22 protein-coding genes are annotated in these 15079 nt (G+C 62.5%); 5 read left to right on the top strand and 17 right to left on the bottom strand.

Translation table 11 applies throughout. The annotated features are described in order from the left end of the window. Positions 1-388: 388 nt before the first annotated feature. The 3 genes from AC06E6_RS08315 to AC06E6_RS08305 form a co-directional block, all read right to left on the bottom strand. Complete coding sequence (locus AC06E6_RS08315) at positions 389-856, bottom strand: hypothetical protein (RefSeq protein ID WP_478060946.1); 468 nt, start codon at positions 854-856, stop codon at positions 389-391. 90 nt (positions 857-946) lie between these two features. Continuing rightward, positions 947-2068 carry a hypothetical protein gene (locus AC06E6_RS08310; protein WP_478060944.1) on the bottom strand — a complete coding sequence of 374 codons (1122 nt, stop codon included), beginning with the start codon at positions 2066-2068 and terminating at the stop codon, positions 947-949. Beyond that, positions 2065-2928 (bottom strand): hypothetical protein, encoded by an 864-nt coding sequence (locus AC06E6_RS08305; RefSeq protein ID WP_478060942.1) that lies wholly within the window; start codon positions 2926-2928, stop codon positions 2065-2067. Before AC06E6_RS08305 ends, AC06E6_RS08310 begins: the two co-directional genes overlap by 4 nt. A gap of 105 nt (positions 2929-3033) precedes the next feature. Between AC06E6_RS08305 and AC06E6_RS08300 the strand changes: the two genes are divergently transcribed. After that, entirely contained in the window at positions 3034-3417 is a 384-nt protein-coding gene (locus AC06E6_RS08300) for a helix-turn-helix domain-containing protein (RefSeq protein WP_478060940.1), read from the top strand. Positions 3418-3494: 77 nt separating this feature from the next. Here the strand turns inward: AC06E6_RS08300 and AC06E6_RS08295 are convergent, their stop codons facing one another. The 7 genes from AC06E6_RS08295 to AC06E6_RS08265 form a co-directional block, all read right to left on the bottom strand. Further along, on the bottom strand, positions 3495-4949 hold the full coding sequence (locus AC06E6_RS08295) for a DUF6035 family protein (RefSeq protein ID WP_478060938.1): 1455 nt from the start codon (positions 4947-4949) through the stop codon (positions 3495-3497). Between the two features lie 59 nt (positions 4950-5008). After that, positions 5009-5155 carry a ribbon-helix-helix protein, CopG family gene (locus tag AC06E6_RS08290; RefSeq protein WP_478060954.1) on the bottom strand — a complete coding sequence of 49 codons (147 nt, stop codon included), beginning with the start codon at positions 5153-5155 and terminating at the stop codon, positions 5009-5011. A gap of 20 nt (positions 5156-5175) precedes the next feature. After that, positions 5176-5367 (bottom strand): hypothetical protein, encoded by a 192-nt coding sequence (locus tag AC06E6_RS08285; protein WP_478060937.1) that lies wholly within the window; start codon positions 5365-5367, stop codon positions 5176-5178. Beyond that, complete coding sequence (locus tag AC06E6_RS08280; protein WP_478060935.1) at positions 5364-5594, bottom strand: hypothetical protein; 231 nt, start codon at positions 5592-5594, stop codon at positions 5364-5366. The genes AC06E6_RS08285 and AC06E6_RS08280 overlap by 4 nt, the downstream gene beginning before the upstream one ends. After that, positions 5575-5967 carry a hypothetical protein gene (locus tag AC06E6_RS08275; RefSeq protein WP_478060934.1) on the bottom strand — a complete coding sequence of 131 codons (393 nt, stop codon included), beginning with the start codon at positions 5965-5967 and terminating at the stop codon, positions 5575-5577. Before AC06E6_RS08275 ends, AC06E6_RS08280 begins: the two co-directional genes overlap by 20 nt. Before the next feature lie 189 nt (positions 5968-6156). Then, positions 6157-6348 (bottom strand): hypothetical protein, encoded by a 192-nt coding sequence (locus AC06E6_RS08270; RefSeq protein WP_478060933.1) that lies wholly within the window; start codon positions 6346-6348, stop codon positions 6157-6159. A gap of 50 nt (positions 6349-6398) precedes the next feature. Beyond that, positions 6399-6605 carry a hypothetical protein gene (locus tag AC06E6_RS08265; RefSeq protein WP_478060932.1) on the bottom strand — a complete coding sequence of 69 codons (207 nt, stop codon included), beginning with the start codon at positions 6603-6605 and terminating at the stop codon, positions 6399-6401. Positions 6606-7003: 398 nt separating this feature from the next. Between AC06E6_RS08265 and AC06E6_RS08260 the strand changes: the two genes are divergently transcribed. Beyond that, entirely contained in the window at positions 7004-8239 is a 1236-nt protein-coding gene (locus AC06E6_RS08260) for an HNH endonuclease (protein ID WP_478060931.1), read from the top strand. Positions 8240-8250: 11 nt separating this feature from the next. Further along, entirely contained in the window at positions 8251-9231 is a 981-nt protein-coding gene (locus AC06E6_RS08255) for a hypothetical protein (RefSeq protein WP_478060929.1), read from the top strand. 151 nt (positions 9232-9382) lie between these two features. Here the strand turns inward: AC06E6_RS08255 and AC06E6_RS08250 are convergent, their stop codons facing one another. Both AC06E6_RS08250 and AC06E6_RS08245 read right to left on the bottom strand, forming a co-directional pair. Further along, entirely contained in the window at positions 9383-9790 is a 408-nt protein-coding gene (locus AC06E6_RS08250; protein WP_478060928.1) for a hypothetical protein, read from the bottom strand. A 2-nt stretch (positions 9791-9792) separates the two neighbouring features. Then, positions 9793-10305 carry an H-NS family nucleoid-associated regulatory protein gene (locus AC06E6_RS08245; RefSeq protein WP_478060926.1) on the bottom strand — a complete coding sequence of 171 codons (513 nt, stop codon included), beginning with the start codon at positions 10303-10305 and terminating at the stop codon, positions 9793-9795. A 539-nt stretch (positions 10306-10844) separates the two neighbouring features. On the opposite strand from AC06E6_RS08245, the gene AC06E6_RS08240 reads away from it, so the two are divergent. After that, positions 10845-11144, top strand: coding sequence for an HNH endonuclease (locus AC06E6_RS08240; RefSeq protein ID WP_478060924.1), 300 nt, complete (start codon positions 10845-10847; stop codon positions 11142-11144). 276 nt (positions 11145-11420) lie between these two features. On the opposite strand, the gene AC06E6_RS08235 is transcribed toward AC06E6_RS08240, so the two are convergent. Next, a complete protein-coding gene (locus tag AC06E6_RS08235) occupies positions 11421-12167 on the bottom strand; it encodes an ankyrin repeat domain-containing protein (protein ID WP_478060922.1) in 747 nt (248 codons plus the stop codon). A gap of 26 nt (positions 12168-12193) precedes the next feature. Beyond that, positions 12194-12688 carry a hypothetical protein gene (locus AC06E6_RS08230; RefSeq protein WP_478060920.1) on the bottom strand — a complete coding sequence of 165 codons (495 nt, stop codon included), beginning with the start codon at positions 12686-12688 and terminating at the stop codon, positions 12194-12196. Positions 12689-12871: 183 nt separating this feature from the next. Here AC06E6_RS08230 and AC06E6_RS08225 point away from each other — a divergent pair, with 183 nt between their 5' ends. Next, a complete protein-coding gene (locus tag AC06E6_RS08225) occupies positions 12872-13315 on the top strand; it encodes a hypothetical protein (protein ID WP_478060918.1) in 444 nt (147 codons plus the stop codon). Positions 13316-13347: 32 nt separating this feature from the next. Here the strand turns inward: AC06E6_RS08225 and AC06E6_RS08220 are convergent, their stop codons facing one another. Genes AC06E6_RS08220 through AC06E6_RS08210 form a run of 3 tightly spaced genes read right to left on the bottom strand, consistent with a single transcriptional unit; the run spans position 13348 to position 15038 of the window. Continuing rightward, entirely contained in the window at positions 13348-13935 is a 588-nt protein-coding gene (locus AC06E6_RS08220; RefSeq protein WP_478060916.1) for a thermonuclease family protein, read from the bottom strand. Positions 13936-13938: 3 nt separating this feature from the next. After that, positions 13939-14316: a hypothetical protein gene (locus tag AC06E6_RS08215; protein ID WP_478060914.1), complete on the bottom strand. Its 378-nt coding sequence runs from the start codon at positions 14314-14316 to the stop codon at positions 13939-13941. 2 nt (positions 14317-14318) lie between these two features. Next, the gene (locus AC06E6_RS08210; protein WP_478060912.1) at positions 14319-15038 is read right to left on the bottom strand and encodes a hypothetical protein; all 720 of its coding nucleotides are present in this window, start codon (positions 15036-15038) and stop codon (positions 14319-14321) included. Between the last annotated feature and the right edge of the window lie 41 nt (positions 15039-15079).

Genomic DNA, 15079 nt, shown 5'->3' with positions numbered 1-15079 from the left:
CTTTTACATCGAAGCGAATGGTGGAGAGCTTCACCGGGTGAGCGTAACCACCGCCACTCGATGCAGATTGGGTGATGGCGACCGCTTGGATTCCGTCGCTGACGAGGTGGTGTATTTTCATGGCGATTTCCTTGATGGTTTCGGAAGGCGTGATTGCCTCTCCACAATTTCAAGGTAGATCGCCATTCCATTTTGTCCATGCGATCCATGGATCTTTTCTTGACTAAAGTGCAAATCTGCGGCCTTAGGAAGCAAATATTCCTAACACCGAACCCGCGCCGAAGGCGATGTGCTTTCCACCGCCAGGTGGTGCTTTTCAGATGCTTTTCGCTGGGCACAAAAAAGCCCCCTTTCGGGGGCTTCAACTTGCTCACTGGCTCTTCATCTCTCAGATGCGCGTGGCCCGCACGAAGCGCGTCATGAAGCCGGACACCAGGGGCACGACGGAGTAGAGAACGGCATACGGAAGCAGCGCGATGGACGCAATCATCCTTACACCTTCCGGTGCCACGTGTGTGAACGCAGTGAAGAACAGAACCACGTGGAGAATGAAGACACCCAGCAGCCCGAGCAAGAAACCCTTAAGAAAGCCACCCTTCTGCCCGGTCTGGTTATACATTCCCCAGCGCGAGGCCGCGAAACACGCGGTCCGCCAGTTCATCCAGGTCAGCAATAACAACAAGCCGATCAAGGAAGCGTAGGCCAGAAGTGCCAGAGCCACCATCAAGGGATGGCCATTGTTCTGGTAAATCTCCTGCGCCCCGGCCAGCATCACCAAGGAAGCACCGCCCAAGATGACGTAGGCGGGAGCCAAGGCACCCCAATTCATGTGCTGCGACGGCGATTTCATGTTCATCTGGACCTCCTTGGTGGATTGTTTCCCCTACTCATACCGCGTTCTGAAAAGCTGACAAGAGACGTTGAAATGTGTTCTTCGTCCACGGGGTCAGCGCTCGGCCTGCGGCGCCGTCAGGGTGACGTTGGCCAGCGGTGTGTATCCCTCGTTGCTGGAATAGGGGTTCGTGGTCTCATAAAGCGCCAGGTCCATGCGGTGAGCCTCGGCTTGGATCTCGCCACCGGGAGACCGCTCGTCGGTCAATCGGAAGTAGAGGGTCTCTCGGGTCTGGAGGTTGTAATTGGCGCGGGCTTGCTCGATGCGCCGGGCCACACCCTCGTCCTCGAGCTTGAATTGGCAGGCCGGCTGCTGCATATGGCCCCAGGGCAAAAAGTGGTAGCGCATGCCGCGCTCCTCATACTTCGTGGAACCGTAGCTGTCGCCCATCAAGCATTGTTGGCTGAAGAACGGGAACGCTTTGGCTTGGAAGTCGTAGCCCTGAACGCTGACATCCCGCCCCACGAAGTCGTCTTTTGTTGCTCCAGCCGCCTTGCCCACCATGCGCTCCGTCGAAATGGAGGACATTCGGAAAAAGCGCGTCTTGGCGAGGTTTGCCAACCGCTCTTTGACCGCGGGAAGCTTTGCTTTCAAGAGATCCTGCTTTGCGAAGGCGTCCCTTGCCTGGCTATAGCCATCCACGAAGACCTGGGCCAGGTTCTCGTCCGTGATCTGGCCAGCCAGACGCGAGGCCAGCACCCAGGCCAAGTCGTCCGGATGGAGCTCGCGGTAGCCGTCAGGTGAGGCCGGCCAGTCCACCTGCTCTTGCGCTTGGGGACTGGTCGTTGGGGTTGTTGGCTCGGCGTTGGCCGCTGCCGTTTTCCTTTTCGCGCTGATCGGCACCCAAGCGTTGTCTTGCTTTGCAAAGGTGAAGTCGAATTCCGACCGCACCGGAACCGGCTCCGGCTTCAACTGCTTGCCACCATGGAAACCCACCATGTCCACGGTCCCACCGGTCACGCAGGTGACCCGATCGGGGCCGCTGGCACTGCAGTCCACCTCCAGGTCGTCCCAGCCGCGAATCTCAATCCGCTGCCCAAGCTCCGAAACAAGGTTGGCATTCATGTGCATCTCGTAGGCCTTGGCCACCTGCTCTGCCGTGGGCATGTCCTTCTTGTTTCCACACGCTGCCAGCGCCATCGTCAGGAGTGCCACTGCGATTGCTGCGTTCTTCATGCGCCTGCTCCTTGCTTCTTGGTGAGGTCCACTTCGATCGTCTCGTTGCGGTAGCCGATGCGGACCCGTTCGACCGTTACATCCATTTTCGGCACCGTGTTCTCGACCCAGACGCGGTTGACCGTGAAAACGACCAGGTCACCGCGCGCGTCGCGGCCTTGCCGCGCAAGGTTGGCCGCCTCGGCTGCGTCCATGCGTATCAGTAGCTCGTAACGCCCGGCGTGGGGTGGGCTGGAGACACCCGTGGGGGTGACCCGATGCCAGGGCACGAAGCCTTTGCCCGTCACCGACAGCCCGGAGGCGGAAATCTGCGGCATGGGGACGTAGACCTCCATGACACCCCGGACAGCGTTGTATTCGATGCCTCCCAGCGACACGAACTGCGGGCGGACGGCGAACCGGCGTGTGGCCTTGAATTTATCCCGTCGCGCGTCGAACGCTGGCCCATACCGGCGTTCAATCGCGTCCGTCTGCGTCTTCTCGATCCCGTTGGGGCCGTTGATCTTGGTGTCGGCCACCCACCACTGATACAGACACCATTGCCGCCGCTTGTCGTCCTGGCGGTAGTCCGAGTGCGCCATCGCGAGCAGGTCCATGTCGCACATGTCCGAACCCGCCCCACCGGTCGCTGTCTGGCCCACCCGCAAGTGCTGCGCCCCCTCCAGCGTTTCCTGGTCCAGATCCCAGTAGGTTCCCGCCGGGTCGAGGTAGGGACTGCGCACCTTCTCCGCCGCCACCCGGGGCGTGTTGCCCAGCGAACGCCCGATGGTCTTCAACAACCCCCTCACGTCCCCGGCCTGGGCTTGGACGTTGAACGCCAAGGCCAGCGTCAGCGCGCCGGCCCACCCTTTGCTTGCCATAGAACCCCCTGTCCTTGTCACGCACTTACGTGGTGCGTAGAGTCTACCCGGGGCGTAGGGCCTGGGTCATCCTGTCGGCATGCCTGCATTGCATCCGTTCAGCCCGTGAGCACTCCCCCGCCGGTCCCTCGGGCTGTCGTGGCGGCGCGCCTGCGCCAAGCCCGCCAGTTGCGAGGCCTGAGCCAACGCGAGGTTGGGGTGCGCATGGGGTTGGACAAGGACACCGCGTCCGCGCGGATCAGCCGCTACGAAAGCGAGAGCATGGCCATCAGCCTGGAATCGCTGTTCGAGCTGGCCCAGGCCTTGGACGTCCCGCCCGCTTACCTGTTGGCCACGACCCCCGCCATGGCCAACGCCATCTTGGCCCTGGGCAGTGAAAGTGAGGCGCAGCAAGTCCGGTTGGCGGAGGTCTTGGAGAAGCTTTCGGGGTTGCCTCTGAAAAAGCGGAACCTGCTCATGGAGCAGTTGTCCCAGCTCACCGACGAATAGCCGCAACAAACCGGAAGGCGCATGACCACCGGTGTGCCCTCGAATGGGAGGCCACCCGGCGAATACGTTTCCTAGAGTCACCGCGAGGCCGGCAGGCGCAACACCGCCTTGGCGACGTGCGATGGATCGGCGTGCCATACGTCCGCCACCTCAGGGAACAGACGCATCAGCAACGCGTCCCACGTCCGATCGGGTTGAAAGCTCACCTCACCCTTGGCCAGGCTGGACAACACGTCCTTCATCTTGCCTTGCAGCCTCTTGGTTCGGTCCTGCTCCAGCACGATCTTCAACTGACCGTGCGCGCGGAGCATGCAGCGGTAGAACCAGAGCGTCTTGGGCCACACCTTGTGGATGTGATGACCGAGTTCGGCCAAGGTCTCGAATCCGATCCCGATGGGTTTCCCTAGGCCATGCTTGGCCGAATAGCCGGCCACCAACAGCCGGTCCAGCTCTCCTTGCCCTTTGACGTATTGAGGCAGGGTGATTCCCACCTGCGCGAAGGAGCGGCGCAGTTCTTCCCACCGCCGATACCGCTCCTTGTAGTCGTCGATCTCGCCCCGGAGCAGTGCCACGTAGAACGTCTCGAAGGCCTGCCGTCGCTTGGCCCACACCTGCTCCTCCCGCCAGGCCTCAAGGGCTTGCTCGGCCAGCGCTTTCTGCGTTTCGTAGTCGAAGGCGTAGGCCCTGGGAACGCCGCGGCTGCAGGTGTCGAATGTCAGCTCGTCGAAGGCAACCTCCCGGCGCACCTCCACATCCTCCACCACCCCGTTTGCAAGGCGGGGCTCCAGCCAGGCCCCCTCCAAGTAGAAGCGCCCTTCCCGCTGGGACCGTGCCACCGTTTGCGGGGTGACGCGAAAAGCATTGCGGTTGTTGGAGAAGAACAGATCGTCTTCGGCCAACCGGAACTTCGACAGGTCCAGATCCTTGAACAGCCAGAGCATGTGCCCGGTGTTCTCGCGGTAGAACTTCATGCGTTCGGCGATGACGTGCACGAAGGTGGTGGAGAGCTGGATTTCGATGGCCCACCGCTGACCGTCTCGTTGGGTCTGGATGTCGGGCTGGCGCCACTTGTTGTGCTCCATATCCCACCACCGCTCCTCATCTTTAGTGCCGGTGAACGTTGGATCGGCATCCAGGCTGTCCCTCACCCATTGTTTGAAGGCTTTGTGAAGCGCCCCTTCCTTGTGCAGCCCGAACTTGCGGGCCAGGATGGCCGCGGGAGAGTGGCCCTTGCGTCCGGTGCAGCTCTCCCGCAAGCGCGCGGTGAGGTGGTCGAAGTAGAAACGGATTTCGGTGCGCTTACGGATGGCCTTGGACCTGACGCCCATCGCGTCGTTGCAGTGGGGACAGACGTAACGCGGGGTTCCGTCGAGCAGTTCGAGCTCCGCAGCCAGACGGCCATCTCGGACCACTTCCCCGTAGTCCCGGCCTTCCATGAAGTCCTCGAGGGTGAGGGTTTCACCGCTCACCCTGTCCCAGACGTGGTCATGGGACCGTTTCGCGGCGGGCACATAACGGACAGGATTTTCCATGCAACCAGCGTAGTCCTACGCCGTCTCACCACGCGAGACGGAGTCCACTGCTCGTCATTTCAGGATCCCGCTTGATCCGGGCCGATGTTGCGCTTGGCGAGGCCCTCTCTGACCAATTCGCGAACCACGTCGGACACGGGCCGCTGCTCGAGCGCGGCCAACCGCTCCAGTCGCTCCTTGAGCTCAGGGGGCAACCTTACGGCCATTTGAACGTAGGCCGGCCGGGTCATGGCAACGCCAAGGTCAACACCACCGCCACGGCCAGGCCCGCAATGATCGCGGCTTTCAGGAGCGAACGGCGGCGGGCAACGCCCGTCTGGCGTTTCGCGCTCTTCCAATGCATGCCAGCGATGCACAAGACGATGAAGAGGAACAGGACCACCCAGGCGGTGGTGACGATGGCTCCCAGGGTGATCATGCAGCACCTGCCAGCAACACCGTGGGCACCATCACCCACGCGCTCATCACTGCATACGTCGTGACCAATCCGCCCACCCCGATTGCAAAGTCGGGCAGCCTAGCGCTCGGATGGGCCAGCGTATGCGCGCAAATCTTGAGCATGGTCCATCCGCACATGAACAAGGCCAGGTCGCGCCAATCGCGCAAAGTGATGGGCGCCAAAGGTTTAATCGTCATAGCGGTCATAAGGGCTCTCCAGTTGTTGGGCGGCGCCGTAAGGCAAGGGTTGATCAGGGGTGGTGGAAGCGTCGATGCCGAAGCCGGGCAAGCCGGGCACTCCGGGCAAGCTCTTGAGCACGTCCAACAGCGACCGGCTTCTATTCGCATCGGCCTCTGCTCGCGCCAGGAATTCGTCCAGTTCGCTGGGCGAAGTGGAACGCACATCGGTGACGACATCGCGCACTCCACTTGAACCGGGCATGCTCGCTCCCGTCACGCGATTCCAATCTCTGGAGAAGCGATCGACCCCATCCATGCCCATGAAAAGCAGACGGGCCAAGATGGCTGCAACGATAATTTTTACGACCCCTTTGCGCGTCACTCTAAAACTGATGAACATGTCTTTTCCTCCCCACCCGTTTCGTTTGTCGGTGTATGACGCTCGTATCCCGTTCGTCATACCTCTGGGATACATCTGCACGACAAACGCGCAAGGGGCGTTGCAGACTAAAGTTGAAAATCGCGAAGCACCGCTCGCTTCTTTGTTAGGCAAGAAAACGAAGAGGGGCCCGAAGGCCCCTTGCGTGTGTCAGCGCCAACCCTGGTCGACCCAGTCGAGGTCGTAGTCCTCGCCGAACTGCAGGGCGGCTTCTTTCGGTTCCAGATCCGCGTAGCGGGACAGCTCGGTGTCGGTCAGGCCAGCGTCGCCGATGGTGATGGCGAAGTGCGCTTGAAGAGCGTCGTTGAAGGCGTTACGCCAGGTCGCGGTGATGGTCGTCATGGATGTTCTCCCAGTGAAAAAGAAAGGGGCCCCGAAGGGCCCCGTGGCGGTCAGTCTTCCTTCGGCTCGGGCAGGCGCAGGATCACCACGCCGCTCACCGGCACCGCGTTGAGGACGAGGCGGTAGCCCTTGCCGTCCTGGTGCGGCCAGGCCGCGCCAATCTTCGACCAGTTGCTGCGCTTCTCGCCCTGGACTTCGTATTCCTCGACCAGGAAGGCGTCGAGGCGGTCGTTGGCGGGCTGGTTCTTCTTGGCCATGGCCTTGCTCCGTTTGGGTTCGAGCGGATTGCTCGCGAACCGGTGAAGGAAGCCGTCCAGGCCTTGCAGCACCCCGGCAGCGACGCAGCGGCAGCGCAGGAGCCCAGCGGGGCCGAAACGCAGAGGAGGAGTGCGACGCACTTGCGCAGGGACGAGGCGACCGATCCTGTCGCGATGAAGCAACCGCGCCCAACGGAGCCATGCAATGGCCCATCCCACCCGCCCTCGCCTCGCTCTGCAGTCGGCGGAAGGTCCAGGCAAATCAGCGTTCGAAATCGGGATGCCAGACCGGAAAAGGCTGCCCCGACCTCGTGGTTCGCACACGGTTTGGCCTGCGCCTTGCCGATGGAAGACACCCCGGGACATTGCGATACTTGAGTCACAGGACGGGGGAACACATGGGTATCGAACGGGAGTTTCAGAGCTACGGCGCTCAGCTCGTTAATCGCGCATGGGCGGTTTCCGCGATCACGGACGATCCGCGCGAAGTGGTGGTGAGCATCTGGCAGCACAACATCGCCGAGCGCGACGGCCGGTGGATCTACGATGACTCCCTCGCGCGGTGGAACGGCGCAGGCAAGAACTTGCTCAAGGAACACCTCGGTGTCGCCTACCGCGAAGGGCTGCGGTTGCGGGCCGTCGTCGCCACCCAACACAACCGGGCCGAACGCGAGCGAAACCCGGACAAGGCCCCGCGCAACACGTTCAAGGCCCGCCCCGACTGGGTGGGCCGTGTGGAGTTGCTGGACGGCGACCACTTCGTGTTGGTGTTCGAGCACGTCGGTGAGCTGGCCACCGCCCCGACCGGTGCCAAGTATTGGCGGGTTGCCGAAGCGGTGGAAGCAATGGGCGGCGGCACGCTGGCCGAGGTGGGCGAGTGGCTGGAAACCCACTTTCCTTCGGACCCCATCGCCGACTTGCGCGCCAACCTGGAGCACCTGACGGTGAACTCCCCCAGCCGGCCCCACTACAACTACAGCCGATCCGATTGGCACACCGACCGCGGCCACCCCCACGACCGGCTGTTCAAAATCGTGGACGCAGGTCCGCCCCGGAGCACCCGCTACGTGCCGTTCAACCCAGCGGTCCACGGTCACCTGGACCTGCAGAAAGGTGACGATGGAAAGTGGATGGTCGTGCCGTTGCCTCAGGACGACCTAACGCGGGCGGAAGCGCAAGGCCAGGCCGACGCGTTCGACCATGCGCCACCGCTCGACAACGAGCATGACGCCCGCGTGTGGGCGATGCGAGCGGTTGCACAACGCCGCGGCCAGCCGCTGTTTCGTGCCCGCTTGCTCGACGCTTACGAGGGCAAGTGCGCCATCACCGAGTGTTCTGCCCTGGAAGTGTTGGAGGCGGCCCATGTGCTTCCCTACCGCGGGGACCACACCAACCGTGTGGACAACGGCCTGCTCCTTCGCGCCGATCTCCACACCCTGTTTGATTGCCAGTTGCTCTGGATCACGGCGGAGAACACGGTGGCTCTCGCCCCTGCTCTCCTGGCCACCGACTACGTTTCCCTCCAAGGCCAAGCGCTTCGTCTGCCGGCATCTCGAGCGAACCACCCCAACCCGGCTCACCTGGCCGAACATGCAAGAGCGTGTCATGCACGCCACTTGCTTCAATCGGATTAGGGTTGGGACGCATGCTGATCCGAAACACCACGCCCGCCAGCTGCTTTGGACTGACCGGCTGCGATGAGAACGCCGGCACGGCCGCCTTCGGGTGGTGCCTGGACCAGGTGCCCGCGCTGCGCCGAGAGGTGCTGAAGGCACTGACGTGTGATCCCGAGGCGGAGCTCGTGGTGGCAAGCCAGGTGTTCGCGGAGGATCGTGGATTCACTGACCTGGAACTGACCTCGGGCACCGCGCTTCACGCCATCTTCGAGGCCAAGTTGGGGTGGCGCGTGCCGACGGTGGAGCAACTGGAACGCTACCTGCCTCGCTTGTTGGCCTCGCCAGCTCAGATGAAGGTCCTTGTGTCGGTCAGTGCGGCCGATTCGGTCTGGGCCATGCGGCACCTGCCCCCGGCGTTGTCCGGCGTGCCGGTGGTCCACTGGTCCTGGTCAGACCTCCAGGCCATGGCACGGCGCGCCCACGACGCCACCCGCAGCCCGGTAGACCGGGTCTGGCTCACCCAGCTGATCCACCATCTTCAGGAATACGGCATGACCTCCAACGTCTTCGATTCGCGGGCCTACGTGGTCTCGCTCAACCGATCGCGTATCCAGCCGTCGGACCCGCTGACCTGGATCGATGTGGTCGTGGAACAAGGGAAGTATTTCCACCCCGTGGGCGGCAGCGATCGCAGCGGGTGGCCGGTTATCCCGCCGTCCTACATCGGGTTCCGCTACCTGGCTGAATTACGCAGCGTCCATTTCATCGAGCGGGTGGACGTGACCGACCATCTGCAGGACGTGGACCCGCGTTGGCCCGAAACCAACGCACCGAATTTCGTCTACACCTTGGGGCCGCCGATGAAACCGGCCAGGCCCATGCCCCTGGGAGCCATCCACCCGAGCATGCGCAATTGGGTAGCGTTGGACCTGCTGCTCAGCGGCAAGGCGAGCAACTACAAGGACGCCATTGATCGCATGCGCGAGCGCGTTCAACAGCAGGGCGGATGAAACAAAGCCCCCTTGCGGGGGCTTCGGTCGTCGGCGCTTGAGTGGGGATTCTCGCCCCCGTCCCCCGATGCCGGGTGAAGTGGCCAGGACGACAAGGCCATGGTCCGTGAACGCCCCACTCTTCGCCATCAGACGGCGGAGCGGCAGTAGGTCAGACTTCTTCCCGCCCAGCGTCGGATTTTTCTGCCAGCCATTGCTCCACGGTCTTGCCCTTCAATTCCTGGGCCAGGTGGCTGGCGCACAGCATCGTGCCGTCGGACTTTAGGTTGGCCACCGTGTGGGCCGCCAGCACCGATGCAGCAAAGGCATGGCGCTTGGTCCGCCCTTGCTCTTCCCATCCAACGGGCAGCGACTCAATGGCAGCCAATGCTTCTTTGCCCGAGAGGTATTGCATGCTCGTTAGAAACGACCAGTTGAGTCCCACCTGCTCACGGAGCCTGGCCGCGGCGGCCTTCTCGTCCATTTTTCCCTCGACGGTGTCGAGCAGGGCATGCATGGCGGCCACCGCCTTGCCCTGCGCCGTCAGCCTGCTCTTCCGCTTGGGGAACAGTCCTCGCACGGTCAGGCTTTCTTCGCCGCTTTCTTCGCTACACTCTTCACGGGCTTCTTCACGACCTTTCGAGCCGCCTTCTTCGCCCCCTTGGCCACCTTCTTGATTGCCCTCGCAGGGGCCTTCGTCGCCCCGCTGGCTGGCGGGAACTTCGCGCCAGGGTTAGCCTGGGCCCAGGCCTTGCCCTCGGCGGACTTCGCCCACGCGGCAAACGCCTTGGGGGTCAGCCCACGGCCCGCCCAGGTTTCCCCGGTCGGCAGTCGATACTTCGGGGCCACCTTGCCGAGCTTGCGGCCCTTGCGTGACACAAGAGCGGCCTTGGGCGCACGTGCCGGCTTGTCGTCGAGCGTTTCCCCGATGAGCTTGGCCACCTGGCGACGCTGGGCGGGGCTGAGGACCTTCGCATACTTCTGGAGCACGGCCAGCGCCTTGGGCACTTCGCCGTCGCGCTTCTCAATCAGCTTGCGCTGCGCTTCCAGCTGTTTGATTTCCGCGTTGATCGACTGCAAGGTGGTGAGGGCCAAGGGGCATCTCCGTTACGAGGAACCAGGGGTTATAGCCCATAAGTCTAGATTGCGGCCACATAGTGGCCAAAATCTAGAGTAATCCCCGGCGCTCGCCCTCACCATCGACTCAAGGTGAGTGGCCCCTAGCTGCTCGCGCGCAAGTTTCATGGGATCAGCCATTTCCTCGGCCTTGTGCCTGGATTCCCCCATGGCGTGCCGCATTGGATCTATCCGTTCTCTTGTCTTGCGCAAAGGATCGGCCAGCCGCGCCAGCTGCTGGGCTTCTTCTTGTTCGCGTTTCCACAACTCGTCGCCGCTCATGTCCCTATCTTGACACCGGCCACCCTACGGCGCGATAACTCCCCTGCCGCGTGGGAACTTACCCCCGGTGTATTGCCTGCTTAGCTCAAGGCAACAGGTGCCCGAAGCGTTCTCGCCCAGAGACGTCGGGAAGCTATTTCCTGTTTTTCCCGAGACTAAGCATGCCCAGACTCCAACGCCTAAGAACCGACGCTTTCCACGCCCAGAAGGGCCGTTGCTGCTACTGCAGCCTGCCCATGTGGAACGCCTCACCCGATGAACTGAAACCCTTTGGCCTGCCCGCGCGCACGGCCAATCCATTGCGATGCACCGCCGAACACCTGGTGGCCCAACAGGACGGCGGCAAGGACGTGGCCGGCAACATCGCCGCGGCTTGCTGGTTGTGCAACCAACGCCGCCACAAACGGAAGTCCCCACCCTCACCCGAGGCCTACCGCGCCTTCGTGCAGAAGCGCCTGGCCAAGGGGAAATGGCACCCGCCGGGGGTGGCCAAGTTGCGGGTCAAACCGCGTGCGTCGCCACGACCCGCCGGATGAGCTCCGCCACGCTCAGGTTTCGGCGCTGCGCCTCGCGGCGGACGCGGTCGACCAGGTCTCGGGACGCCCGGATGGGCGGCAAGCGGTCCTCTCTGGGGCCGGCGACGGGAGAGCGCAGCAGCTGGGGTCGCGCCAGGTGGGCGGTGAGCCATTGGCGCACGGCGTCGCTCTCACCCACCCCAGCGGCCTTGGCATGTGCGAGCAGCGAGGCACGCAGGGTTGCTGGGAGTGGCACCTTCGGAAGGACGGCCGACAGAGGGGGTTTCGGCACCAGGTTCACAGCCTTGCCCTGACCTTCGGCGCAGTTTTCGTGGCATCTGGTAGCGTCTCCTCCAAGCGCTTTTCCTCTTGTTCCGCCTTCCATTGGCGCAAGCGATCCCGCATTTCTGGGCGTTGCCGTTCAAGCCACGCATCAGGGTGCGTCTTCTCCTCTGGAGCAAACTTTCGCACCCATGCCTCAACATGGGGGTCTGCCCCCGCCTCCAGCAACACATCGAGCAACTCAACATTGCCCTTAAGGTAAGCCGAAAAGATGGGCACCCAGATACCCTCCTCCTCGGAGAAATCTTGCGCGGAACGCTCGGCATTCGGATCTGCCCCAGCCGCCAACAGCACGCGACAGACGGCCACCCGCCCACATCGTGCAGCCAGGTGAAGCGCGGTCTCTCCGCCTTCCTTCTCCCGAGCATTCACATCGGCGCCTTCAGCAATCAGTTGCTGAAGTTCATCCAGATAGAATCGTTCCCGTTCCTTGTGGCGAAACCGCAACAACCGAAAGATAGGCGGCTCCTTCCACAACCGCTGCCACCGCTTAGTCCTGACACCCACGCGAATTCCGAGGCGCTCCAATACCCTTAGGTAGGGGATCAAGAGGGGGGAAAACGTCGTAAAGAGGAAGAAGTCCACTCGCGCCTTACAGGGGTCGTCATCCAAGCCCTTTCTGGGATCACGAAACTCTTCGATCCACCATTTCACTCGCCCCCAAGGATTGAGATCACGAAGCTCTTCGATCCACCATTTCACCCGTTTCCTGATTCCATTGATTGGTTTCACAACGGCCTCCCTGGGCCCCCGGCTCGCCGCTTGTCCGTGACAAGGGTCGGCTTTTCGGGGAGCAGCATGCCGTTGAAGTCGAGGGGAACCCCGATGGGGTTTGCCCCACCAATTGGGAATCCCAGCTCCCGCGTCATGGCGATAGCGCGCTCGATGGCTTGCACATAGGCCCGCCTCCGCCGCCGGCTATCGATTCCCATTTCTGCCTGGATGGCCACGAGCATCGGCAACGGAATGCGAAGCTCAAAGGCGATCTGCCCGTTGCTGGTGTCGGGAAGCCCCGATTGGGTTTCGATCACCCGCAAGGCGTGGCAACCCAGGTTAAGGCTTCTCGCATGCCCCGTGGGGGTGCGCCAAGTCACGGCAATCGCGGCGTTCTTTCGCTCGGGGTAGACGGTCACGGTGTAGAGCTCGGCGTTTCGGGTGGGTGGACGTTTCGACCGCTTCAGCGTTTTTCCTCCCGCCCCATCAATGGTTTTCGTGATCCCCATCCCCGTCTCCCCCATGGAATACATTTGTATCCCTTCAACCCCATGCAAGCAGATAAGATCCATCTGTCCAGTGGGCATTCCCGACTAAAGCGAAAAACTGCTGGGGTTGCCCGACAGTTTTTCAAACTCCTGCCCCCTTGCGCGTTTCCGCTGCCGCGGTAAACCAGTGGGAAAGGAGGACGCATGGCCAACGCCGACTTGCTCGCTGCAATCCAGCAACGCAACCCCGCTCAGGTGGCTGCGGCGATCGGGCGCGGGGCCCAACCCAACGCGCACGACGCCCGGGGCTACTCGCCGTTCCACGTCGCCCTGCTCACCGCTGACGCACCGACTGTTCGGGCGTTGCTGGACAAAGGGGCTGATCCGTTGGTGCGCACGAACCTGGCCCAAGGCCGGAACATGGGCGCCAAGACCCTGGTCGCATATCGCCACGGCCGGGCGCACGCGCACCCACCGGGCAGCCGGGAGCGAGATGCAGAGTTCGCCGTGTGCGAGGCGCTGGACCGCCTGCTGGATGAGTGCGGCGCACCGGCCACGCTGGACGACACCCATTGGTGGATGAAAGGGGTCGAGGATGCGGCGGATATTGCTGCCCGGCAGGGGCGGCCGTGGAAGGCGGCAGGTTGAACTGTCCCGCTGATACAAGCCAGCAGAGGTGATTACCGCTTCCGCCATTCCCACGGCGGCACAAACTCGCTCCGCCACATTCCTACTCGCGCAGCTTGGGCATGTTGCTCAGCAGCCACATAGTCCGTGGAATACTGCCGGTAGGCCAGCGCCCACCCGTTGCTCACCAACCAAGCCTGTAAGTCGTCGTTGCCGACGAAACAACGGGCCAGGACACGCTGGTAGCGGTCCTTGCCCTTGGGGTGACAGGTGACTGGGCGCTCTGCAATCCAGTTGCTCAGCGCCAAGGCTGCTTGCTGGCCACAAGCCCATTCCTTGCCCGCGGTTCCGCATCGCTGGCTGGACTCAGGAGCATCGACTCCTTCCAGGCGGATCCGCGTGCCATGGACTTCTAGCGTGTCGGCATCGATGACCGAGCTACGCCCCGCCAAGACATTGGTGGCTGCCGGCCTTGCTGCAGGGGCCGTCGCCACTGCCATGGTTTCCGGCACTTCGCGAGGCGCACGCCACCACTGAGACGCCTTTTTCAGGCCGGTGAGGGTGGCTGCGGCCAGAATCGCCACGGCAGCCACCTGGACGAACCGCTTGGCGTTGGAATGAACAACAACCTTGCGAGCCATGGTTCAGCGCGAGAAGAGCACGAAAAAGACGACTGCAATGACCACCAAGCCCACGATCCAGACGGTGTTGTTGTTCTTCGTCACCTTGATCCGCGTTTCGCCACTGGCGGTCTTGTAAGAGTTTTCCATCGTGAAATCCGAGCCGATGGCATTCAAATCCTTGGCAGTCTGGATGTCCCGTTGCATTTCCACGGATGACGCATTGAATCGGCGCACCGCATCGGCGTCAGACTTGTCCAGGTCCAACTGCTCCTGGCCCGCCTTCAAGGCCAGCTCCTTGCGCTGCTCGGGTGTCAGCTGATTGATCAAGTCCTGGCGAAATCGCCCACTCTCGGTGCTCAATCCGGTGCCGGTCTGCTTTTTCGTCAAATCGTTGCTCATTGTCATCCCAACCAATTCGTGAACTTCTTCCACATCGACACTTTCGGAATGGCGATGTGCACCTGGATGCTTCCCTGGGGCAATTCGATGGCGTGGGTCACCGCCGTTTGGTATTCACCGAGCTGGGCGATGATCGCATCCAGCCGCTGAAACTCCACTTTCAGGTAGGCCAGCCGGCTCAACGATTCTTCGCGAATGGCCTCGGACATCAACGCCTCGGCTGCGGCAACGTCCCCGTTGGCCAACCATGAAACCCGGCCTTTCAAGCGATCGGACAGGTTGGCGGTTTCCCCGTGCGCGACCACCTCTTCGATCGCGGGTCGCAAATCCTCCCTCCACCGCTCCGGGGTAGTGCGAACATGACGGGTCATGGGCCGGAAGTTCGCATTCCGAAGCTTCTTGACCAGATCGTAGCGCACCGAATACGGCAGCCGCGGTGGAAGCAGGTTGAGCAATCGCTCAGCCACCTCTCCGCTCATCCGGACCGCACCCGATTGCCAGTTTGGGTAGGTCTTTCGGGCGTAAGCACCGGCCGACCCGCCGTAGTGGCTGGTGTATGCCTGAAACAACACTTCGAGCGAATAGGGATCCAGCGCCAGGAACAGGCGCTCTACATCCCGGTCGATGCCACCGAACGCCGTGGTCAGCTCCCTGCGCTGGGAGACGACATAGTCGCCGTAGCTGCTGTAGCGCCGCCTTCCGCGGCCCTTACGCCTTGCCATAGATCCCCCGATTTACCCCTCGAAGGAGCATATCCGAGGCG

This window comes from Stenotrophomonas sp. Steno-Z10-HUANG, assembly GCF_056393075.1.
This window is presented reverse-complemented; position numbering and strand designations above follow the sequence as displayed.